Origin of the sequence: Rhodobacter maris, assembly GCF_900217815.1 — a bacterium.
In the GTDB taxonomy this organism is placed as follows: domain Bacteria; phylum Pseudomonadota; class Alphaproteobacteria; order Rhodobacterales; family Rhodobacteraceae; genus Rhodobacter; species Rhodobacter maris.
Genome location: NZ_OBMT01000001.1, coordinates 498,086 through 519,049 on the forward strand (window position 1 = coordinate 498,086; position 20,964 = coordinate 519,049).

Here is a 20,964-nt window from a genome sequence, read left to right on the forward strand (position 1 = left end):
TTGTTAGCGGGCTTGCTACAACATGTTTAGAGATAATGCCAGAATGGCAAAGGCAGGGCGAGGCGAACGAACCATGCGGCTGATCTGCCCGAGATGCGGGGCGCAATATGAGGTAGATGACTCGGTCATTCCCGCCTCAGGGCGCGATGTGCAATGCTCCGGCTGCGGCCAGACCTGGTTTCAACCCAGTGCCGCCATGATCGCCGGGGCAGAACGTTCCGTGCCAACGCCGGATGCAGAGGCAGCGCCGCCATCCGGGCCAGCCGATGGCCCGCCGATGGCACCGGAAGATCCGGCGCCCGAAGAATACGAAGAAGATTACGAACTGCCCGCGCCCGCCGCCGCGATCAACTGGAGCGACGCGCCGGAAGAGGATGCGCCCAACGAGCAAGATGCCGCGCTGGCGCCCGAGGCCGCCCCCCCGCCGACGTCGGAGCCCGCCCCAGAAACGATGGCCGTGCCGGATCCTGAGGCGGTGACAGAGCCCCCCGAGGGGATCGATGCCTCGATTGCGGCGCTGATGCAGGAGGCCGCCCCCGCGCCCCCGGAAATAGCCCCCGTTCTCGAGACGCCCCCTGCCGAAGCGGCATCTTCCACGATGGAGGAGCCGGCAGCAGACACTGACCCGCTCGACGGGAGCGCCTCGCCCTATGATCCGCCGGAACGGCCTGCCGCGGCCCCCTTGGTCGATGCCGAACCGGTCGTCTCGCGGCGCCCCGAGCCAAAACGCTACGAGCCGCCCCGCCCCGATCCCGGGCCCTCCATGCCCCCGCGCGCCGAGGCGGATCTGGGTCCGGCGCCCCGGGTGGGGGTAGTGCCGCGCCGCGCAATTGACGCGAACCTGCTTGCGATCCTGCGCGAGGAAGCCGAACGCGAGGCCGCCGCGCGTCAGGCCGAAGGCCAGCGGCTCGAAATGCAAGAGGAGATGAACCTTGAGCCCGCGGCCCCCCCGCGCAGGCCCGCGGCGAAGCCCGCGCCCCCGGAGGTGTCCCCTGAGGTGCAGCATGAGGCTGAAACCGAACCGGAGGCCGCCCCCGAACCTGCCAAGGTTGTCGCACCAGCTCCCCCGCCGCAAGACCCGCCTTCCCTGCGCGCCGCGCCGCAGGAACCACTGCGCCCCGCACGTCCGACGCCCGATTTTAGCGATCTCAACTCCGAGGATGCGGATGAGGATCCGGCCCCGGACGAGACCGATCCGGAAGAGACTGCTCCGGCGGCCAGCGCCCGGGTGGCGCGGCGCCAGCGTCTGCCCGATATCGAGGAAATCAATTCCACGCTGCGGGCCAGCGCCGATCGCGGCCGCGACCCCGCCGCGCTTGGCTCCCGCCCGGCGGGAGCGCGCGGGAGCGCGGGATTTCGCTTCGGCTTTTCGCTCATTGTAGTGATCGCCGCGGGACTTCTGGCGCTTTATGTGTTCGCGCCGCGCGTTGCTGAAGCGGTGCCGGATCTACAACCCGCCCTTGCCACCTATGTGGCGCTCGCAGATACCGCGCGGCTCTGGCTCGACGACAGCCTGCGCCTGGTGACCGAGAAACTCGGCCAGACCCCTGCGAACTGATCCTGCCCCTAACCCTTCCCGGGGCCGCGCCGATCAGCGTGGTGCGAAACTGTCAAGCAGGCGGCGCAGGTAGTTGCGCTCGGCCTCGGGGCGGCTGCGTTCGGCGGTGCGGCGGCGGATCTCTTCCAGAAGATCGCGGGCGCGGCGGTAGACATCCTCGCCCTGCAGCATGTTGCCTTCGCTGCCAATCTGGCTGCCCTCGCCGGTGGCGCGACCGAGCGGGTCGCGCGGCAACATCCGCGTGCCCTGCCCGCCCGTCGCATCGCCCGCGCGCTGCTGGCCGAGATCGCCTTCGCCCCGCGTGCCGTCTGCGTTTTCTCCCGCAAAGGCTTCTCCGAGTTGACGCATGCCCTCGCGCAAGGCCTCGATGGCATCGGCCTGCCCGTCGATCGCCCGGCCAATATCCCCCCGTCGCAGCGCTTCCTCGGCGCCGTCCATGGCGCGGCCCGCCTCGTCGAGCGCCTGCCGCCCGGCCTCGGCCGCCTCGCCGCCAAGCCGCGGCATCAGCCCCTTCTGGCGCTCAAGCTCGCGGCGCAACGCGTGTTGGCGCCCCGCCAGATTCGCGCCGGGGTCTCCCTCGGCACCACCCGCGCCCGTCTGCGGGTCTTCGCCGCCGGCGCCACCGCCCGGCGGGCGCTGCATCTGGCGGAAAGCATCATCTGAAAGCTGTTGCTGGTCGCGCAGGGTCTGACCCAGATCCTGCATCGTCTGCCCGCCCGGACCGCTCCCCGACCCCCCCTGGCCCTGCGTGACCTTCATGTTCTCCATCATCCGCGCGAGTTGATCGAGGAGTTCCTGTGCCTCTGCCATCCGCCCCTCTTCCATCAGCTTCTGGATCTGGTCCATCAATGCCTGGATCTGGTCACCGGTGATCTGCTGGCCGGGGTGCTGCTGGCCGAATTGCGGTCCTTGTTCCTCCTGCCGGGAGCGCTCCGCGAGCATCTCGATATAGCGGTCGGTCGCCTCTTTCAGCTCGGCCATGAGCTTCGCAATCTCGTCTTTCGAGGCCCCGTTGCGGATCGCCTCGCTCAGCCGTGCCTGCGCTTGCTGCATCGCCTCAAGCGCATCGGCAAGACCTCCATCCTCAAGCAGTTCCGCCATTTGCCACAGGATCCCCGCAACCGCGTCGCGCGCCTCCTGGGTGAGAGACACAGCCTCGAGTTGCTCGACGACCCCATGCAGCACCTCGACCATTTCCTGCGCCGGAAACGTGTCTTCGGGCCGATTGAGAAGCGCGCGCAGGATCTGGGCCGAGCGCGCAGCATTGGCACGCGACCACAAAAGATCGCGGCGCAACTCGATCAGCGCCGCTGCGCGCGGGTCGAAGAAACGCCGGCCGGGCAGATCGAAAGTTTCCGTCGCGCTCTGCCCGGTCTGGCCACGCCCGTCCTCCACCTCAAGGGTGAGCTTGACGGGCAGGTTCGCCCAAGGATGCTCGGAGACATCCTCGACCAGCGTCTCCGCAAAAGTGGCGCGTGAGCCCGAGATCGGCAGCGGCAGGTCAAACACGAGATCGGCGCGCGGCTCGGGGGCCACCGAGAGCCCGAACCGGCGGTCGACCGCAGCAAGATCAAGGGAGATCGTCGCATGGCCGCGCACCACGCCGTAATCATCGGCCGCAGAAAAGGGTTGAGCCATCTTGCCGTCGGCCCGCCGTTCGGCCAGCGCGGGCAGATCGACGGCGGGCGGGGCGTCCGGCGCGACAGTCACGGCAAAGCGCCGCCCCATCGGCCCGCCCAGCTCGATGATCCCTGAACGCACGGCGGTGAAATCGCGGCTCTGCACTTCGGTGCCCGCGGTCTCTGCGGGCGCATCGGCGGGCGGTGCGGCCGGGCTCGAGACAGTTTCCGTGAACGGCACGGCCCCCGGGGCACCATAGAACCGGAAGGCAAGGCGCGTGCCCTCGGGAAGCGTGAGCCCCTCCCCCACGACGCCGTTGAGATAGATCCCGGGTCGCCCGGTGTAACGCGGCGGCTCCGCCCAACCCTCCCAGGCGGGCCCCATTGCGGCTTCCGCAGACCCCGGCGCGCCGGGCGGCGTGACGGGGGCGAAGAGCGCATAAGGCGTGCCGAAGACGAGCGCCAGCGCCAGCGCCGTGAGGGCGGAAAGCCTGAGTGCGAACGGGTCGCGCGGGGCAAGATCAGGCGCGGGAGCGGGCGCGCGGGCGGCGGCGGCGGCGGCGGCCATGCGCCCCAGATGCACGGCCCAGAGGGCACGGCTCGCCGGGTCGTTGACGCCCAGCGCAAGCGCGTCAGTCAGCGCCGAGAGCGGGCGGCCCGGCAGCGTGGCATCAAGGCGCGCAATCGCATCGGCGCGCGAGGGCCAACGAAACCGGCGTAGCGCGGGCGCGCCAAGCACGATGACACAAAAGATCAGCGCCCCCCCCGCAAGCCCGCGCTGATCGGGGGCAATCAGGCGCCAGAGCCCGAAGGAAAGCGCGGCGAAACAGAAGGCCAGAAAGCTCAGAAGCGGCCAGAAGGCGCGCAGCGCCCGCTCCAGCACCAGACCGGCCCGAGTGAGCCGCAAGGGCCGGGCCAGCGGGGCGAGCGGGTCGCCCGGGAGGGGCGGCGGCGGCGTCATCTCACCTTTCCGGGCTCCGGGAAAAGCTCAGAGCCACACCGGAATGCTATCGCGCCCGAGCATTTCCTCAAAGCTCGGTCTTTGGCGGATGACAGCGAAGTGATCCCCCTCGACCAGAACCTCGGGAATGAGCGGGCGGGAATTGTATTCCGAGGCCATCACCGCGCCGTAAGCCCCCGCCGAGCGGAAGGCGACCAGATCGCCCGGCGAGAGCGGCGTGATCTCGCGCCCCTTCGCGAAAGTGTCGCCGGTTTCGCACACCGGGCCAACCACGTCGAAAGGCGCGGGCTCGGTGCCGGGCTGCGCCTCGATCACCGGCACGATGTCATGATGCGCGCCATACATCGAGGGCCGCACCAGATCGTTCATCGCCGCGTCGAGGATGAGGAAATTGCGCCCCTCGCCTTCCTTCAGATAGATCACCGAAGAGACCATCACCCCGGCATTGCCGGAAATGAGCCGCCCCGGCTCGATCTCGATCTCACAGCCGAGATCCCCCAGAACGCGTTTGATCATGGCGCCGTAATCGGTGGGCAGCGGCGGCGCGTCGTTTGAGCGGGTGTAGGGAATGCCCAAGCCCCCGCCGAGGTCGAGCCGGCGAATGTCATGGCCATCCTCGCGCAGGGCAAGGGTCAGCTCGCGCACCTTGGTGAAAGCCGCCTCAAAGGGCGCGAGCTCTGTGAGCTGGCTGCCGATATGCACATCGACCCCGACCACGCAAATGCCCGGCAGCTTTGCCGCCTCGGCATAGACGGCGCGAGCCTTCGCGATAGGGATGCCGAACTTGTTTTCCGATTTTCCGGTGGCGATTTTCTCATGCGTTTTCGCATCGACATCGGGGTTCACACGCAGCGCAATCGGCGCCGTTACCCCGAGCGCGGTGGCAATCTCCGAAATCGCGCGCAGTTCCGGCTCGCTCTCGACGTTGAATTGCCGGATGCCGCCGGTGAGGGCAAGGGCAATCTCCTCGCGGGTCTTGCCCACACCGGAGAACACGATCCGCTCGCCCGGCACGCCCGCGGCTTTGGCGCGGCGGTATTCGCCCCCCGACACCACATCCATCCCGGCGCCGAGATTGCCCAGAAGCTTGAGCACGGCGAGGTTCGAATTTGACTTGATGGCAAAGCACACAAGGTGGTCCGTACCCTCGAGCGCCTCGTCAAAAAGCCGAAAATGCCGCGTCAGCGTGGCGGCGGAATAGACATAGAAGGGCGTGCCGACAGCGGCAGCAATTTCGGGAATTGCCACGTCCTCGGCATGCAAGACGCCGCCCCTGTAGAGAAAATGATCCATTGCGCCCCTCACGACCGTTTCGCGCTTCCTAGCGCTTCGGGGGGGCCAAGGAAAGCCGCGGCGCGCGCGCAGGCTCAGAATCCCGCCGAAAGGCCGAGCCAGCCGAGCTTGGTGCCGACATAGCCGTGCCCCGAGCTGTTCAGCCCCACCCGCACCGGGCCCACCCCCGAGGACGCGGAGGTGCTGACATCGCCCGAGGGGCTGGCATGGACATGGGCGCGCGGGCTCGAACAGGCGGCGAGCGCCGCGCAAAGGAGGGCAAGACACAAAGCCCCGTGCCCGGCCATGCTCAGAGGTTTCCGCCCACGCCGAGGGTGACCTCGCCGCTCAGGCTCACCCCCGCCGGGGGCGTGTCGTTCTGCCCGGGCGGTTGCGGCGGGCCGTCAACACCGCAGGCGGCGAGCAAAGCAAGCGGGAACGCGAAAACGAGGATGCGCATGAAACCTCCGGTTCAGCCCAGAAGCCCCTTCCAGCGCGCCACCTGGGCGCGGACCTGATCGGGGGCGGTGCCGCCGTAAGATTGCCGCGACGCGACCGAATTGTGAACCCCGAGCACGGCATAAACGCTCTGATTAAGCGCCGGATGCACCTCATGCATCTCCGCCAAGCTCAGGTCGGGCAGATCGCAGCCCTTTTTCTCGGCCAGCGCCACGAGCGTGCCAGTGACGTGGTGGGCATCGCGGAACGGCAGCCCCGCCTCGCGCACCAGCCAGTCGGCCAGATCGGTCGCGGTGGAAAATCCGTTCGCCGCCGCCGCCTCGAGTTTCTCGGTGTTGACCGTCAGATCGGCAATCATGCCGGTCATCGCGGCAAGCGCCAGCATCAGCGTATCTGCGGCATCAAAGACCTGTTCCTTGTCTTCCTGCATGTCCTTGGAATAGGCGAGCGGCAGCCCCTTCATCACGGTGAAGAGCGCCACCGCCGCGCCGAGCACGCGGCCAATTTTTGCGCGGATCAGCTCGGCCGCATCGGGGTTGCGCTTTTGCGGCATGATGGACGAGCCCGTCGACCATTTGTCCGACATCGACACGAAGCGGAACTGCGCCGAGGACCAGATCACCAGCTCTTCCGCCATCCGGCTCAGGTGCACCGCGCAGATCGCGGAGGCCGAAAGGAATTCAAGCGCGAAATCACGGTCCGAGACGGCATCGAGGCTGTTGGCGGCGGGGCGGTCAAAGCCCAGCGCCGCGGCGGTCATGTGCCGGTCGATGGCAAAGCCGGTGCCCGCAAGGGCCGCAGCGCCGAGCGGGCATTCGTTCATCCGCTTGCGGGCATCTTCAAAGCGCGAGCGGTCACGCGCGAACATCTCGACATAGGCCATCATGTGATGGCCAAAGGTCACCGGTTGCGCGGTCTGCAAATGCGTGAAGCCCGGCATCACCCAGCCCGCGCCCTTCTCGGCCTGCGCGACGAGCACCTTCATCAGCGCGGTGAGCGCCTCGATGGCGGCATCGGCCTGATCGCGCACCCAGAGCCGGAAATCGGTCGCCACCTGATCATTGCGGCTCCGTGCCGTATGGAGCCGCCCCGCAGGCTCGCCGATGATCTCCTTCAACCGCGCCTCGACATTCATGTGAATGTCTTCGAGCGCGGTCGAAAACGGGAAATCCCCGGCCTCGATCTCTGACAAGACCGTGAGAAGGCCTTCCCCGATCGCTTCGGCGTCTTTATTGCTGAGGATGCCTGTGGCGGCGAGCATCGCCGCATGGGCCCGGCTGCCGCGGATATCCTGCGCATAGAGCCGCTTGTCGAACGAGATCGAAGCGTTGATCGCCTCCATGATCGCGTCCGGACCGGCGGCGAAGCGCCCGCCCCACATGGCGTTCGAGGATTTCGTGTCGTCGGTCATGATCTGGCCCTTCGTCGGAGGCAACATGCTGCGGTTGATCGTCCTTTATACGGCGCTTGCGCTGAGCGCAAATATCGCGGCCGCGGCCGATCTGGCCCCGCTGCGCATGGGCGAGATGAAAAAGCTCGCGGTGTTCAGCGCGCCGCTCGCCGCGCCCACCCTCCCCTTCACCGACGAGGCAGGAAACAGCCGCAGCCTCGCGGATTATCGCGGCAAGGTGGTGCTTTTGAACCTCTGGGCGACCTGGTGCGCGCCCTGCCGCAAGGAAATGCCCGACATCGAGGCGCTCGCGGCCAGCGAGAACGGCGCGGATTTCGTGGTATTGACGGTGGCTGCAAGCGGGCGCGACACACCCCAGAAAGTGGCCAGTTTCTTCGAGCGGGCGGGGGTGACCCACTTGCCGCGCTTCATCGACGCGACCGAACGGCTCGCGCGCGCTTTCGGGCTTGTCGGCCTGCCCGCAACGATCCTGATCGACCGCCGGGGTCAGGTGGTGGCGCAGCTCATGGGCCCGGCCGACTGGTCGAGCCCGGAAGCGAAAGCCGTGATCGCGGCCCTGCGCGCCAATTAAGGGCGCGCTCGCCGCTCAGACGCGGTCACCGCGCAGGAAAGAGTTCATCGCCGAGCCGATTTCCTCCGAAAGGCGCATGATCGATTCGAGCCGCTTCTTGATGTCGTCATGGAAGATATCGAGTTGATCGATCGTGGCCGAAAGCCCGCCGCTGGTCTCACGCATCCGCCCGCATTCGACGCGGCCGAGCACCCGGATCGTATCGAGCCCCAGCATCTGGCGGCGGATCTCCGCGCTGGACCGGCTCAGCCCGTCGGCATGGCTTACCGCCTGCTCCATGGCCTCACGGGTGGCGCGGCGGGTGTTTTCCTCAAGCTTCTGCAACAACACGCGCTCGTGATCCCAGTCGATTCCCTCGACCGGATCTGCCTCCGCGAAATTCGCGTTCATCTCCGAGAGCACCCGATTCGAGCCAAGCAGGAAGAGCGCCCGCGCCGCCTGCCGCGACACCCGGTCGCACAGATTGTCGCGCCCGGCCACGAAGCTGCGCAACCGCTCCGAGATCACCATCGAAGACGCCTTGTAATTTTCCGAAATTGCCGAGACCGGCCCGCCCGAAGGTTCGAGCCGCGAGGCGACGATGCGCATGTTGTTGGGGATCGACTGCAGCGCCTCGAAGCTGCGCAGGAGCTTCATCTGCTCCTGGGTGACCTGCTCGAGAGCTTTGTTCATCTCGATCAGCCGCGAGGTGCGCGGATCGGCAGGGCGGCCGAGCTTCTTGTCGCGCGCCGCGAGCTCCTGCCCGAGCGCGAAGGCCATATAGCTCGTGTAACTCGAAAACCCCTCGCTCGCGGCGATTGCGCGCAATTCGTTTGCGCTCAGCTCCGGGTCAGTATTCTCGCTGCGGTCGCGCGCGGAGATGCGGGCATAAACATCGCGGATGCGCTCGAAGAGCGCCGTCGAAGGCCGCAACCGGACCGACAGGAAACCGTCTTCAACCGGCATCAGTACCGCAAAAACCCAGTAATGATCGCCATTGGCGCAGCGGTTCTTCACGTAGGCGCCCATCGGATGGCCTGCGCCCAGCGCACTCCACAGGATCCGGAACACGCCGCGCGGGGTGTCGGGATGGCGCACGAGCTTGTGGGGGGCGCCCAGAAGCCGGTCCCATTCAAACCCGGAAACACGTCGGAACACCTCGTTCCCGGCCAGGATCACGCCGCGTTTGTCGGTGCGCGAATAGAACAACTCGTCGAAGCCGAAAAGCGCTTCGCCCTCTTGCATGCGGGAGATATCGGTCTGACTGGTCATGGTGTCCTGAGGCGATGGTTAACATGACCCGTTCTAAAGCACCGCCGTTACCGAGGGGTTTATGATCCTTTGGGTGCCACAAATTTTGCGATTAACCATCAAAGCGGAAGCCTTTGTAGCTTAATCTCTTCTTAGCCCCGCTCCGCCATTGTGCCGAAGATACGGAAGGAGTGGATGATGTCCAAGCGCCCTGACTCTCTGCATGACCCGATTGCGCTCTCGGATGCGAGCCCTCTGCATTTTGCGGTGTCCCAACGGGATCGCGACACCCTTTCGATGGTGGCCGGAGCGGTCGAGCGGCGCGACGTGGTCCTGGCATTCCAGCCGATCATCCAGACCCGCCACCCCGAACGGCCCGCCTTTTACGAGGGGCTGATCCGGGTGCTCGACGACAACGGGCGGGTGATTCCGGCGAAGGATTTCATCGATACGATCGAAACCACCGAACTCGGCCGCAAGATCGATTGCCTCACGCTCGAAATGGGGCTGATGTCGCTCACCGAAGACCCGACATTGCGGCTCTCGGTGAACATGTCGGCGCGCTCGATCGGCTATCCGGAGTGGAGCCGCACCCTGCAACGCGGGCTGGCGGCGGACAGCTCGGTGGCCGAGCGTCTGATTCTCGAAGTGACCGAAAGCTCGGCGATGGCGATGCCCGAACTCGTCTCGGTTTTCATGCAGGACATGCAACTCAAGGGCGTGGCCTTCGCACTCGACGATTTTGGCGCGGGCTATACCTCGTTCCGCTATCTGCGCGAGTTCTACTTCGACATCCTGAAGATCGACGGCCAGTTCATCTCTGGCATCGCGCGCAATCGCGACAATCAGGTTCTGACTCATGCGTTGATGTCGATCGCGCAGCATTTCGAAATGTTCACCGTTGCCGAAGGCGTGGAAAGCGCCGATGATGCGGCTTGGCTCGCCAATGCGGGCATCGACTGCATGCAGGGCTTTTATTTCGGCGCACCGACGATCATGCCGCCGTGGAAAGTACCGACGGCGAAGCAGGCGCGCGCCTGACCGCAGGCGAGACGGGCCGACAAGGCGGCCCGGTTTTGTGATATATCCCGCAAACGTCTGCGCAAGAAAATTGCGCGCAGGCCTTCCAATGTTGTCAAATCTGCTTGACCTCCCCCTTTCTTCGGGCATGCTGCACGGCGGCGAAGGGTGCCTTCTGGCGCCTGCAATCCTGTGAGGAGGGGAATTCATGACCAATGTCGTCATCGTCTCGGCGGCGCGTACCGCCGTGGGCAGTTTCAACGGCGCTTTCGCGAACACGCCCGCGCATGATCTGGGCGCGGCGGTGATCGAGGCCGTGGTGGCGCGCGCGGGCATCGACAAGGCCGAGGTGTCGGAAACGATTCTGGGCCAGGTGCTGAGCGCGGGGCAAGGCCAGAACCCGGCGCGTCAGGCCCATATCAAGGCCGGCCTGCCGATCGAATCGGCCGCCTGGGGCATCAACCAGGTCTGCGGCTCGGGCCTGCGCACGGTGGCGCTGGGCGCCCAGCACATCCAGCTTGGCGATGCCGATATCGTCGTGGCCGGTGGTCAGGAGAGCATGTCGCTTTCGCCCCACGTCGCGCATCTGCGCGCGGGCACCAAGATGGGCGACATGAAGATGATCGATTCGATGATCAAGGACGGGCTCTGGGATGCCTTCAACGGCTACCACATGGGCCAGACCGCGGAGAATGTCGCCGCGCAGTGGCAGATCAGCCGCGAGATGCAGGACGCATTGGCGCTTGCCTCCCAGAACAAGGCCGAAGCCGCGCAAAAGGCTGGCAAATTCACCGACGAGATCGTTCCCTTTACGGTCAAGACCCGCAAGGGGGACATCGTCGTCGATGCCGATGAATACATCCGCCACGGCGCCACGCTCGAATCGATGCAGAAGCTGAAGCCCGCCTTCATCAAGGATGGCACCGTCACCGCGGGCAATGCGAGCGGCATCAACGACGGCGCGGCCGTGGTGCTTCTGATGACCGAGGAAGAGGCTGCCAAGCGTGGCCTGACGCCGATGGCGCGGATCGCCTCCTGGGCCACCGCCGGGCTCGACCCCTCGATCATGGGCTGCGGGCCGATCCCGGCCTCGCGCAAGGCGCTTGAGAAAGCAGGCTGGACCGCCGCCGATCTCGACCTGATCGAGGCGAACGAGGCCTTCGCCGCGCAGGCCTGCGCGGTCAACAAGGACATGGGCTGGGATACCGCGAAGGTGAACGTCAACGGTGGTGCCATCGCCATCGGTCACCCGATCGGCGCCTCGGGCTGCCGCATCCTCAACACCCTTGTCTTCGAAATGAAACGTTCGGGTGCGAAAAAGGGCCTCGCAACGCTCTGCATCGGCGGCGGCATGGGCGTGGCGATGTGCCTCGAAGGGCTTTGATTGCCCCCTGCGACATTATTTTTCTGCAAATGCGAAAAACGGGCGCGCAACAATGTTGCGCGCCTCAATTCTTTTCGGTAACAGCATTTCAAAGGGATCTTTGATTAGGAGGAATCATGTCCAGGGTTGCACTTGTCACCGGGGGCACGCGCGGCATCGGCGCCGCTATTTCGATGGCGCTGAAGGAAGCGGGGTATACGGTCGTTGCCAACTATGCCGGCAATGACGAAGCGGCGCGTGAATTCACCCATGTGACCGGCATCAAAACGGTGAAATGGTCCGTGGCCGATTACACCGGTTGCGAGGACGGCATCCGCCAGATCGAAGACGAGGTCGGCCCGATCGATGTGCTCGTCAACAACGCTGGCATCACCCGCGATGCGCCGTTCCACAAGATGAGCCGCGAGCAATGGGATCAGGTGATCGGCACCAACCTGAACGGGCTCTTCAACATGACCCATCCGCTCTGGAACGGGATGCGGGAGCGCAAGTTCGGCCGGATCATCAACATCTCCTCGATCAACGGCCAAAAGGGCCAGTTCGGTCAGGTGAACTATTCCGCGGCCAAAGCGGGCGACATCGGCTTCACCAAGGCGTTGGCGCAAGAGGGCGCGCGCTCGGGCATCACCGTGAACGCGATCTGCCCGGGCTACATCGCCACCGAGATGGTGATGGCGGTGCCGGAGAAGGTGCGCGAATCGATCATCGCGACGATCCCGGTCGGCCGACTTGGCGAACCGGACGAAATCGCCCGCACCGTGGTCTTCCTCGCCTCCGATCAGGCGGGGTTCATCACCGGCGCCACCTTCACCGTGAACGGCGGCCAGTATCTCACCTGATTTGCCCTTGGCAAATCACCCGGAGGCCCGCATCTTGCGGGCCTCTTTGCTTTCGGGGGGCATATGTCGCGCACTCAGGCCACGGTGATCGGTTTTTCGGCGGTAGCGCTCTGGGCGCTTCTGGCGCTTTTCACAGTGGGCACGGCGCCCGTGCCGCCCTTGCAGCTCAATGCGCTCTGCTTTGCGCTTGGTGGCGCCATCGGGCTTATCTGGGTGGCGACAACCGATGGCTTCGCGGTGCTGCGCCAGATCTCCTGGAAGGTCTATGCCTTCGGCACGGCGGGGCTGTTCGGCTACCACTTCCTCTATTTCTCGGCGCTGCGCCTTGCGCCCCCCGCCGAGGCCAGCCTCATTGCCTATCTCTGGCCCCTGCTGATCGTCGTCTTCTCGGGGCTTTTGCCGGGCGAGACGCTCAAGCGGCTCCACATCCTCGGCGCGCTTGTGGCCTTTGCCGGGGCCGCGCTGATCGTGGCGCGCGGCGGCATCGCCGCCTCGGCGACTGCACTGCCGGGCTATGGGCTCGCGCTTCTCTGCGCGCTGACATGGTCGAGCTATTCGCTGATCTCGCGCCGTCTGGGCTCCGTGCCCACCGCCGCCGTGGCCGTGTACTGCCTGCTCACCGCCGCGCTCTCAGGCCTCGCGCATGTCGCGCTCGAAGAGACGGTCTGGCCCGCCTCTCCGCTGGGTTGGGGCGCGGTGATCGCGCTTGGCCTCGGGCCGGTGGGGCTGGCCTTCTACACATGGGATCTGGGGGTCAAACGCGGCGATATCCAGATGCTCGGCACGGCCTCTTATGCGGCGCCCTTGCTCTCGACGGTGGTGATGATCGCTGCGGGGAAGGCGGCGGCAAGTCCGGTTCTGGTACTCGCCGCCGCGATGATCGCCGCGGGGGCCTTTCTGGCCGCTCTTGGCAGCCGGTCCGGCTAGGACCACGCAAGGCCCAAACGCTTCTTCACGCTTGACCGGGGGCGCCCGGTCGAAGCTGCCGTTAGACCGCCGCACCCTCGAGCTTGGCGATTTGTTCCTTGAGCCGCAATTTCTGCTTTTTCATCTCCGAAATCTGCAGATCGTTGAAGCTCGGAGTGCGCAGCGCAACTTCGACCTCCTCCGACAGAGCCTCATGTTTTTTGCGAAGTTCAGCGATATGCGAACCCACGGACATGGCAGTCTCCTCTCTTGTCTCGGTAAGAGAAGTGCATCACGTTTTTTGCGTTTTGTCACGCTCTTGTCGTGATCACAGGCGATAATGTGCCTTCATGGTGTGGGATTTGTTGCCATGCCCTCGCCGCAGCCTCAGAGTGCGAGCGGCAGGGCTTCGCCGTTGCGCAAGATTGCCTGCGCCGCTTCCGTCAGATCCTCGGCATCGCCGCCATGTGCTGCTTTTGCGTGCAGGATGAAGGGGGCGAGAAGCTGGAGCCGCCCTTTGCCCCCCTTGCGCGCCCGCACCACGATTCGCCCTGCCGCGCGGCCCGCGCGCGGCGCGATCGGCAATACCGAGATCGACCCGCCTCCCGTGCTCAAGGCACCGAGCGCCTCCGCCAGCCGATCGGCATTCTGGATCATCGTCAGCCAGCCGCCGGGAGAAAGCCGCCGGAAGCCCGCTCGCACCCAGTCGGAGAGCGGCGTCGCCTCGCGCTGCGCCCGCTCGCGGCCCGCATCTGCCGCAGCCGTGCCCGAGGCCGGGGTGAAATAGGGCGGGTTGGCAATGACATGGTCAAAGCTCATGCCCCGGAGCGGGCCGGGCATCTGCGCCAGATCCCCTTCAAAGACTTCGAGCGCGATCCCGTTTGCCGCCGCATTGCGCCGCGCCAGATCGGCATATTCGGGCTGCAATTCCAGCCCCGAGAGCCGCAGACCCGTCACCCGCGCACCAAGGCAAAGGCTCGCCACCCCCGCCCCGCAGCCCAGTTCCAGCACCGCCTGACCCGGGCGCGCGTCGCAGGCCGCGGCCAAGAGCACCGGATCCATCGCCGCGCGATAGCCCGCGCGCGGCTGCAGCACCGTCAAACGGCCATCCAGAAACCGGTCCGCACTGCAGTCCTCGGGCGCGAACATCATTCCTCCAGCAGGTCATTGTCGCGCAGAATCGCCTGCGCCATGAACAGATCCGCATCGGCCACCATCAATCTGCGCGGCAATATGCCGAGGCTGCCATCAAGAATGCTCATGTGGACGTCGAGTTCAAAGACCGTTATATCCTCGCCCTCAAGAAGGGCCGTTGCCAGGGCGAGTTTGACCGGGTCCGTGGTGCGCAGAAGCTCTTTCATGCACTCGACTTAAGGGGAGCATCCGCTGCTTGTCGAGCCGAAGAATTGGGAAGGAAGACCGATGAGCCTCGACGGCAAGGCCACGAAGCCGCACGAGCGCCTGGCGCAGGCGCTCTCCGATGACATGGCGGCGGTGAATGCGCTCATTCGCGAACGGATGAGTTCAGAGCACGCCCCCCGCATCCCAGAGGTTACGGCGCATCTGATCGAGGCGGGCGGCAAGCGGCTCCGCCCGATGCTGACGCTCGCCGCCGCGCGGGTGCTGGGCTATGAGGGCCCCTATCATGTCCACCTCGCCGCAACGGTCGAGTTCATCCACACCGCCACGCTGCTGCATGACGACGTGGTCGACGAGAGCGGCCAGCGCCGCGGCCGCCCCACCGCGAACCTTCTGTGGGACAACAAATCCTCGGTGCTGGTGGGGGATTATCTCTTTGCCCGTTCGTTCCAGTTGATGACCGAGACGAACAACATGCGGGTGATGGACATTCTCGCCAACGCCTCGGCAGTGATCGCCGAGGGCGAGGTGTTGCAGCTTACCGCGGCGCAGAATCTCGCCACCACCGAGGATGTCTATCTGCGCGTGATCCGCGGCAAGACCGCGGCACTCTTCTCGGCGGCAACCGAGGTGGGCGGGGTGATCGCGGGCGGCACGGACGCACAGATCAAGGCGCTTTACGATTACGGCGATGCGCTCGGCATCGCCTTCCAGATGGTCGATGATCTCTTGGATTACGGCGGCACCGCGGCCGAGACCGGCAAGAACGTCGGCGACGATTTCCGCGAACGCAAGCTGACGATGCCGGTGATCAAGGCCGTGACGCAATCGGATGCAGAAGAACGCGCGTTCTGGAAACGGGTGATCGAGAAGGGCGAGCAGCACGAGGGCGATCTTGAGCACGCGCTCGATCTCATGGCAAAATACGGCACGCTCGAGGCGACGCGCCGCGATGCGATCGGCTGGACCGACACCGCGCGGGCCGCGCTGGCAAAACTCCCCGGGCATCCCCTGCGCGACATGCTCGACGATCTGGCCGATTTCGTCGTCGAACGGGTGCGCTGAACGCGCAGGGCGCGCTCAGTGACCCGGTGGCGCCACCGGCTTCAGCAGAACGAAAGTGGGAGTGCGCAGCTCCTCCTCCAGCGTCCATCCCGCCGCTTCCACAGCCTTGAGGAATTCGGCGCGCGACGGTTTCGAGACGGCGCAAAGCGGCACGAGCAGGTGATCGGCCGCGGCGAGCCCCGGCGTTCCGCCGTAATACCAGGGCGCCGCCCCCTCGATCGGGGGGAACGGCCCGAAGAGCCAGAGCCCGGAAAAGAGATCCGCCACCAGCACCCTTGCGCCGGCGTAGCCTGCCGCGGTCAGGTCTTTCGCCGCAGTCTCGAACAAGGCGCCATAGCCGGTAACGAGTTCGCATTCGGGCAGCGGCATGCCGTTGAGCGTGACCTGCCCGGCTCGCGCGGGCAGCTCGGCACCAAAGGCGGCATAGGGCTGGCCGGAGCCATCGGCCGCCATCGTCTGCGTGACCCCATGGACACGCCGCGCTTGCGCCCACAGGTCCGCATCCTGCGGGCGCGCGGAAAGATAGACGACCGTTCCCTCGCGATGCGCGAGCGCCTGGCGCAACGGGCTCCAGGCAAGGTTGAGCGCAGGCCCCGCAGCGAGAATCAACGCCCCCGCCCCGGTCACCGCCAGCGCATCGCGCAGCCGCCAGCCGAAGCCGTTCGTAACTGAGCTTTCCGGCCGCAGCATCAGCGCAAGAAGGCCGAGCAGAACCAGCCACTGCGGATCATTGCCAAAATTCTGGTAGGTGACATAGACGAAGGCCGGCGCCAGCCCGAAGAGGCCCAGCCCAGCGGCCTTCGCGCCCCCCTGCCGCAGGAAGATCACCGTGACGAGGAGCAGAAGCGTGGCGCAGATATAGCGCGGCGCGGTGAGCAGCGTGCCAAGGCTGACACCGGGGGCGGCGCGCTCTTTCGAGGCGGCCACCGTCATCAGATCATGCAGATAGCCCTGCCAGAACGTCACCCCCAGAAGCCCCGTGAGCGCGAGCGCAAGCGCGAGCCCGGTACCAAACGCCACCACGAGCGTGCGCAGGTCGTGCCGCGCAAGGAGCGCCACCACCACCGCGGGAGCAAAGGCCATGAAATACGTCACCTTGATCACCGCCATCAGGGCCAGCATCGTGCCGATCAGCGCGCCATCGAGCCCCGGTCGACGCGCCCCGCGCGGTTCGAGAAGCGCGAGCGCCACGGCGACATAAGCGAGCGCCCAGCCCCAGCGGTTGTAATGCATGGCGAGCGAATTGGCGGGCAGCGTCTCGCCATGCACAAGTGCGAGGCAGAGTGTGAGCCCATAGCCCGCAAAGAGCCAGGCAAGCCCGCCCGTGAACCGCGAGGCGGCCGCGCGCCAGATCGGCCCGAAAAGGAGCACCGCGGCAAAGGTTTGCGCAGCCAGAAATGCATGGCCGAAGCCGAGTCCGAGCTTTGCAAAAACCACAATCGGCCAGAGCGCGCCAATGCCGATCGGCGTCATGAAATCGCGATGCGGCCACTGCCCCGCCTCTGCCATCCGCGCGACGAGATCGGCCAGATGCAACGCGTCACCCTCGTGTTGGGAGATCACCACAGCCCCGGGCCAAAGAGGCGCGAGCGCGAAAACGAGCGTCAAAACCGCCATACCAAGGCCGAGCGCCTTCGCATTTGTCGCATCATTCCGCCCCGCCATCCTCGCCTCTCCGCATATTTTCCCATTTTTGGCCACAATAGCCGGGCAGTTTGGCGCTGTTAATCCCGTTGCGACACCAGAGCCCAGGGCCAAGAGACTTCCATGAACATGATCGCCCAGAACGTGCTGGCCCCGCCAGTTCCGCGCAGCCTCGCCGAGACCGGGCTCTCGACCGTGCTGCTGCGCGACATTCTTTTGAAGTCGATGTTTCGCACCAATGCCGATACCGCCTCGCATCTGGCACGCATCATCGCGCTGCCGCTCATCCTGACGCAGGAGCTGATCGATCTTGGCCGCATCCAGAAACTGATCGAGGCAACCGGCACGCTGCATGCCAATTCGGGCGGCGAGATGGGCTATCAACTGACGGACGGCGGCAAGGCGCGCGCGCTCGATGCGCTCGCCCAGTCCGAATACTACGGCGCCGTGCCGGTGCCGCTCTCGGAATATTCGGCGCAGATGAAGCGCCAGTCGATCCGCAACATCCAGCTCACCCGGCCGCAACTGACCCATGCGATGGGCCATCTGGTGCTGCCGCCGATGCTGATCGACCAGCTTGGCCCGGCGGTCTCTTCGGGGCGCTCGATCCTGATGTATGGTCCGCCCGGCAACGGCAAATCCTCGATCTCGAACGGGATCCGCGACGCGATCGGCGACCGCATCTATGTGCCCCGCGCGGTCGCCTATGCCGGTCAGGTGATCACCGTCTACGATCCGATTGTGCACAACGCCGTCCCAGAGGCGGAGGACGACCCGACGAGCCTGCGCAAATCCGGCAACCGCTTTGACCAGCGCTATGTCTATTGCGACCGCCCGACCGTGATCACGGGGGGCGAACTCTCGCTCGACATGCTCGATCTCACCTACAACCCGACCGCGCGTACCTATACCGCACCCTTGCAGATGAAGTCCTCGGGCGGCGTCTTCATCGTCGACGACCTTGGCCGTCAAGCCGAGCCGCCGCAAAAGCTCGTCAACCGCTGGATCGTGCCACTTGAGGAAAGCCGCGACATCCTCGCGTTGCAATCGGGCGAGAAGTTCGAGGTGCCGTTCGACACGCTGGTGATCTTTTCGACCAACTTCCACCCGAACCAGATCTTCGACAAGGCGGCGCTGCGGCGGATCTTCTTCAAGATCAAGATCGACGGGCCGAACCAGTCCGATTACCTCAAGATCTTTTCGCTGGTGGCAAAAAAGCGTGGCGTGCCGCTGAACGAAAAAGCCCTCGTGCATCTGCTGAAAGTGAAATATCCGACGATCGGCAACGTTTACGCGAATTATCAGCCGGTGTTCCTGATCGACCAGATGATGGCGATCTGCGATTTCGAAGGCATCCCCTATCAGATGAGCCCCGAGCTGATCGACCGCGCCTGGGCGAACATGTTCGTGCGGGAGGAAGAGATCCAGCACTGAGCGGCCGGGGCGCGGCCTTCAGGCGCCGTCACGCAACTCGGGCAGATCGAGCGCGAGCACCCGCGGCGCATGGCTGCGCGAGACCGGTATCTGCGTGCCATCGTAAAGCATCAGCGCGTATTTGCCGCGCTCCCGCGAGAGCCCGAAGATCGCCTCACGGGCGACCCAGTGCGAGCGATGCACCTGCAGTCCCTCGACACCTTCGGTCTCTGCCATCGCATCGGCAAGCCGCATCAGCAGGCTCTCGTTGCCGAGGGTGGTGAACACCTTGACGTAATGATCCTTCACCTCCAGACGGATCAGCGCGCCACGTCGCGTCGCGGACAACCGCGCAAGCAGCCGCACTTCCGGCTCGGCTTCGGGAACCGCGGCCAGCTGCCCCGTCGCGAGCGCTGACACAGCGTCGAGCGTGGTCTCGACGGAGGCTGGTCCGGCACTGCTGTGCCATTCGGGCCGCACCGGCTCGAACTTCTCCCCGAGCAGATGCCGGAAACTCGAGAATACCATCGAGACCACAAAGATATTGACCGCCAGCTCGATCAGCCCCGGCACCGACCGCAGCGGCGCCCCCGTCAGCCGTGCCAGGAGATGAAAAAACGGCGCCAGCACCACCGCCGACAATACCGCGATCAGCGGCACCTCCGGCCAGTAGCGACGAAAGCCGAGGTAATCCCGCACCAGAACCCGCAACGCGGTCCCGACCATGATCCCGGCCGCCACCAGCGCTGGCCAGAGCAGGATCCGGTTGAAGAGGCTCAGCCCGCTGGTTCCGAACGGGGCTCCCGCCACCCCGAGAATCGAGATCAACACCCAGGCGATGGGTACGATTGGCAGACCAAGCGCCTTCAGATAGGACCGAAAAAATGCTTTCATCACTACAGGCCCGCGGCCAGTTTTCGCCACGCGCTCCCCAATATTACCCCAGCATCGCTCGTTAACTTGCGATCCGTGATCACGCAATGGTCAAGATGCCTCGGGGAGCGGCCCGGCTATTCAGGCTGTAAGCCCCTCGGGTTCGGCCAATCCATGCGCGCGACAGCAGGCGGTGAGCGTATTGGCGAGCAGGCAGGCGATGGTCATCGGCCCCACCCCGCCCGGCACCGGGGTGATCGCGCCCGCCACCTCGACGGCGGAGGCAAAATCGACATCGCCGACGAGCTTCATCTTGCCGTCGCGTTCGATCCGGTTGATGCCGACGTCGATCACCGTCGCGCCCGGTTTCACCCAGTCGCCCGGAATCATCTCAGGCCGGCCCACGGCGGCCACGAGAATATCGGCGCGCTTGCAGACCTCGGCGAGGTTCTTCGTGCGCGAATGCGCGATCGTCACGGTGCAGCTTTCGGCCAGCAGAAGCTGCGCCATCGGCTTGCCGACGATGTTGGAGCGCCCCACCACCACCGCATCAAGCCCGGAGAGCGAACCCAGATGGTCGCGCAGCATCATCAGGCAGCCCAAGGGCGTGCAGGGCACCATCGCCTTTTGCCCGGTGCCGAGCAGCCCGACGTTCGAGATATGGAAGCCATCGACATCCTTGGCCGGGTCGATCGCGTTGATCACCAGATCACTGTCGAGATGCCCCGGCAGCGGCAGCTGCACGAGAATGCCATGCACGGTGGGGTCGGCATTGAGACGCGCGATCAGCGCCAAGAGATCGGCCTCCGAGGTGGCCGCATCGAGCTTGTGCTCGAAGGAGTTCATCCCGACTTCGCGGGTCTGGATGCCCTTGTTCTTCACATAGACCTGGCTTGCCGGGTCTTCGCCCACCAGCACCACCGCGAGGCCGGGGGTGAGCCCGCTCTCCTCTTTCAGCCGCGCCACATGGGTCGCGACCTGCGCCCGCACATCGGCCGCGAAGGCCTTGCCGTCAATCCGTTTCGCGCTCACACCGAACTCCCTGTCAGTCTTCCTTGCCCAGAACCCGCTCCTCGCGGGCAATTGACCACTCCACGATCAGCCGCCAGATCGTCTCGATCAGCGCCGGGTCGAGCCCCTGCGCTTCGGCTTCGCGCATCGCGTTGCGCACGACTTCCTCGACCCGTGCCTCGATACGCGCGGGCAGCCCTTCACCGGGCTTGAGCTGGGCGGCGCGGTCGATCAGACGCGCACGGTCGGCCATCAGCGCCACGATCTGCGCATCAAGCGCGTCGATCTCGGCGCGCAGGGCGGCCATCGAGGGGATTTGAGAGGGCTCTTTCATCGACATGTTCCGCTGTTTCGCCTTGCCCCTATCGC

Annotated in this window: 21 protein-coding genes and 1 pseudogene; 9 read left to right on the plus strand and 13 right to left on the minus strand. The window is 65.6% G+C overall.

What is annotated here, in order from left to right; genetic code table 11:
• Window positions 1-73: 73 nt before the first annotated feature.
• Window positions 74-130 (plus strand): annotated as a pseudogene (locus tag CRO22_RS19475) (MJ0042-type zinc finger domain-containing protein); the annotation flags it as partial.
• Window positions 131-277: 147 nt separating this feature from the next.
• Window positions 278-1,558: a hypothetical protein gene (locus CRO22_RS02355; RefSeq protein ID WP_245860882.1), complete on the plus strand. Its 1,281-nt coding sequence runs from the start codon at window positions 278-280 to the stop codon at window positions 1,556-1,558.
• 33 nt (window positions 1,559-1,591) lie between these two features.
• On the opposite strand, the gene CRO22_RS02360 is transcribed toward CRO22_RS02355, so the two are convergent.
• The 5 genes from CRO22_RS02360 to argH form a co-directional block, all read right to left on the minus strand.
• Entirely contained in the window at window positions 1,592-4,138 is a 2,547-nt protein-coding gene (locus CRO22_RS02360; protein ID WP_097068490.1) for a DUF4175 domain-containing protein, read from the minus strand.
• 27 nt (window positions 4,139-4,165) lie between these two features.
• Window positions 4,166-5,431: a diaminopimelate decarboxylase gene (lysA, locus tag CRO22_RS02365; protein WP_097068491.1), complete on the minus strand. Its 1,266-nt coding sequence runs from the start codon at window positions 5,429-5,431 to the stop codon at window positions 4,166-4,168.
• A 74-nt stretch (window positions 5,432-5,505) separates the two neighbouring features.
• Complete coding sequence (locus tag CRO22_RS02370; RefSeq protein ID WP_097068492.1) at window positions 5,506-5,718, minus strand: hypothetical protein; 213 nt, start codon at window positions 5,716-5,718, stop codon at window positions 5,506-5,508.
• Window positions 5,719-5,720: 2 nt separating this feature from the next.
• On the minus strand, window positions 5,721-5,870 hold the full coding sequence (locus tag CRO22_RS18780; protein WP_176518522.1) for a hypothetical protein: 150 nt from the start codon (window positions 5,868-5,870) through the stop codon (window positions 5,721-5,723).
• Between the two features lie 12 nt (window positions 5,871-5,882).
• The gene (gene argH / locus CRO22_RS02375; RefSeq protein WP_097068493.1) at window positions 5,883-7,280 is read right to left on the minus strand and encodes an argininosuccinate lyase; all 1,398 of its coding nucleotides are present in this window, start codon (window positions 7,278-7,280) and stop codon (window positions 5,883-5,885) included.
• Window positions 7,281-7,305: 25 nt separating this feature from the next.
• On the opposite strand from argH, the gene CRO22_RS02380 reads away from it, so the two are divergent.
• Window positions 7,306-7,851: a TlpA family protein disulfide reductase gene (locus CRO22_RS02380; RefSeq protein ID WP_097068860.1), complete on the plus strand. Its 546-nt coding sequence runs from the start codon at window positions 7,306-7,308 to the stop codon at window positions 7,849-7,851.
• A 15-nt stretch (window positions 7,852-7,866) separates the two neighbouring features.
• Here the strand turns inward: CRO22_RS02380 and CRO22_RS02385 are convergent, their stop codons facing one another.
• Window positions 7,867-9,102: a PAS domain-containing protein gene (locus CRO22_RS02385; RefSeq protein WP_097068494.1), complete on the minus strand. Its 1,236-nt coding sequence runs from the start codon at window positions 9,100-9,102 to the stop codon at window positions 7,867-7,869.
• Between the two features lie 177 nt (window positions 9,103-9,279).
• On the opposite strand from CRO22_RS02385, the gene CRO22_RS02390 reads away from it, so the two are divergent.
• The 4 genes from CRO22_RS02390 (at window position 9,280) to yddG (ending at window position 13,251) form a co-directional block, all read left to right on the plus strand.
• Window positions 9,280-10,122 (plus strand): EAL domain-containing protein, encoded by an 843-nt coding sequence (locus tag CRO22_RS02390; protein ID WP_097068495.1) that lies wholly within the window; start codon window positions 9,280-9,282, stop codon window positions 10,120-10,122.
• A gap of 187 nt (window positions 10,123-10,309) precedes the next feature.
• Window positions 10,310-11,485, plus strand: coding sequence for an acetyl-CoA C-acetyltransferase (locus CRO22_RS02395; RefSeq protein ID WP_097068496.1), 1,176 nt, complete (start codon window positions 10,310-10,312; stop codon window positions 11,483-11,485).
• A gap of 116 nt (window positions 11,486-11,601) precedes the next feature.
• On the plus strand, window positions 11,602-12,324 hold the full coding sequence (gene phbB, locus CRO22_RS02400; RefSeq protein ID WP_097068497.1) for a beta-ketoacyl-ACP reductase: 723 nt from the start codon (window positions 11,602-11,604) through the stop codon (window positions 12,322-12,324).
• Window positions 12,325-12,387: 63 nt separating this feature from the next.
• Window positions 12,388-13,251 (plus strand): aromatic amino acid exporter YddG, encoded by an 864-nt coding sequence (gene yddG, locus CRO22_RS02405; protein WP_097068498.1) that lies wholly within the window; start codon window positions 12,388-12,390, stop codon window positions 13,249-13,251.
• Between the two features lie 61 nt (window positions 13,252-13,312).
• Here yddG and CRO22_RS02410 read toward each other — a convergent pair whose 3' ends face one another.
• The 3 genes from CRO22_RS02410 to CRO22_RS02420 all read right to left on the minus strand — a co-directional run bounded on the left by CRO22_RS02410 (window position 13,313) and on the right by CRO22_RS02420 (window position 14,591).
• Entirely contained in the window at window positions 13,313-13,486 is a 174-nt protein-coding gene (locus tag CRO22_RS02410) for a YdcH family protein (protein ID WP_097068499.1), read from the minus strand.
• A 131-nt stretch (window positions 13,487-13,617) separates the two neighbouring features.
• Window positions 13,618-14,379, minus strand: coding sequence for a tRNA1(Val) (adenine(37)-N6)-methyltransferase (locus tag CRO22_RS02415; protein ID WP_097068500.1), 762 nt, complete (start codon window positions 14,377-14,379; stop codon window positions 13,618-13,620).
• Entirely contained in the window at window positions 14,379-14,591 is a 213-nt protein-coding gene (locus CRO22_RS02420; RefSeq protein WP_097068501.1) for a putative signal transducing protein, read from the minus strand. Before CRO22_RS02420 ends, CRO22_RS02415 begins: the two co-directional genes overlap by 1 nt.
• A gap of 61 nt (window positions 14,592-14,652) precedes the next feature.
• Here CRO22_RS02420 and CRO22_RS02425 point away from each other — a divergent pair, with 61 nt between their 5' ends.
• The gene (locus tag CRO22_RS02425) at window positions 14,653-15,654 is read left to right on the plus strand and encodes a polyprenyl synthetase family protein (RefSeq protein WP_097068502.1); all 1,002 of its coding nucleotides are present in this window, start codon (window positions 14,653-14,655) and stop codon (window positions 15,652-15,654) included.
• Between the two features lie 15 nt (window positions 15,655-15,669).
• Here CRO22_RS02425 and CRO22_RS02430 read toward each other — a convergent pair whose 3' ends face one another.
• Complete coding sequence (locus tag CRO22_RS02430) at window positions 15,670-17,319, minus strand: hypothetical protein (RefSeq protein ID WP_097068503.1); 1,650 nt, start codon at window positions 17,317-17,319, stop codon at window positions 15,670-15,672.
• 102 nt (window positions 17,320-17,421) lie between these two features.
• Here CRO22_RS02430 and CRO22_RS02435 point away from each other — a divergent pair, with 102 nt between their 5' ends.
• Window positions 17,422-18,732 carry an ATPase gene (locus CRO22_RS02435; protein ID WP_097068504.1) on the plus strand — a complete coding sequence of 437 codons (1,311 nt, stop codon included), beginning with the start codon at window positions 17,422-17,424 and terminating at the stop codon, window positions 18,730-18,732.
• 18 nt (window positions 18,733-18,750) lie between these two features.
• Here CRO22_RS02435 and CRO22_RS02440 read toward each other — a convergent pair whose 3' ends face one another.
• The 3 genes from CRO22_RS02440 to CRO22_RS02450 form a co-directional block, all read right to left on the minus strand.
• Window positions 18,751-19,605 (minus strand): LytTR family DNA-binding domain-containing protein, encoded by an 855-nt coding sequence (locus CRO22_RS02440; protein WP_097068505.1) that lies wholly within the window; start codon window positions 19,603-19,605, stop codon window positions 18,751-18,753.
• A gap of 120 nt (window positions 19,606-19,725) precedes the next feature.
• Window positions 19,726-20,616, minus strand: coding sequence for a bifunctional methylenetetrahydrofolate dehydrogenase/methenyltetrahydrofolate cyclohydrolase FolD (gene folD, locus CRO22_RS02445; protein ID WP_097068506.1), 891 nt, complete (start codon window positions 20,614-20,616; stop codon window positions 19,726-19,728).
• A 13-nt stretch (window positions 20,617-20,629) separates the two neighbouring features.
• Entirely contained in the window at window positions 20,630-20,929 is a 300-nt protein-coding gene (locus tag CRO22_RS02450) for a chorismate mutase (protein ID WP_097068861.1), read from the minus strand.
• Window positions 20,930-20,964: the final 35 nt, after the last annotated feature.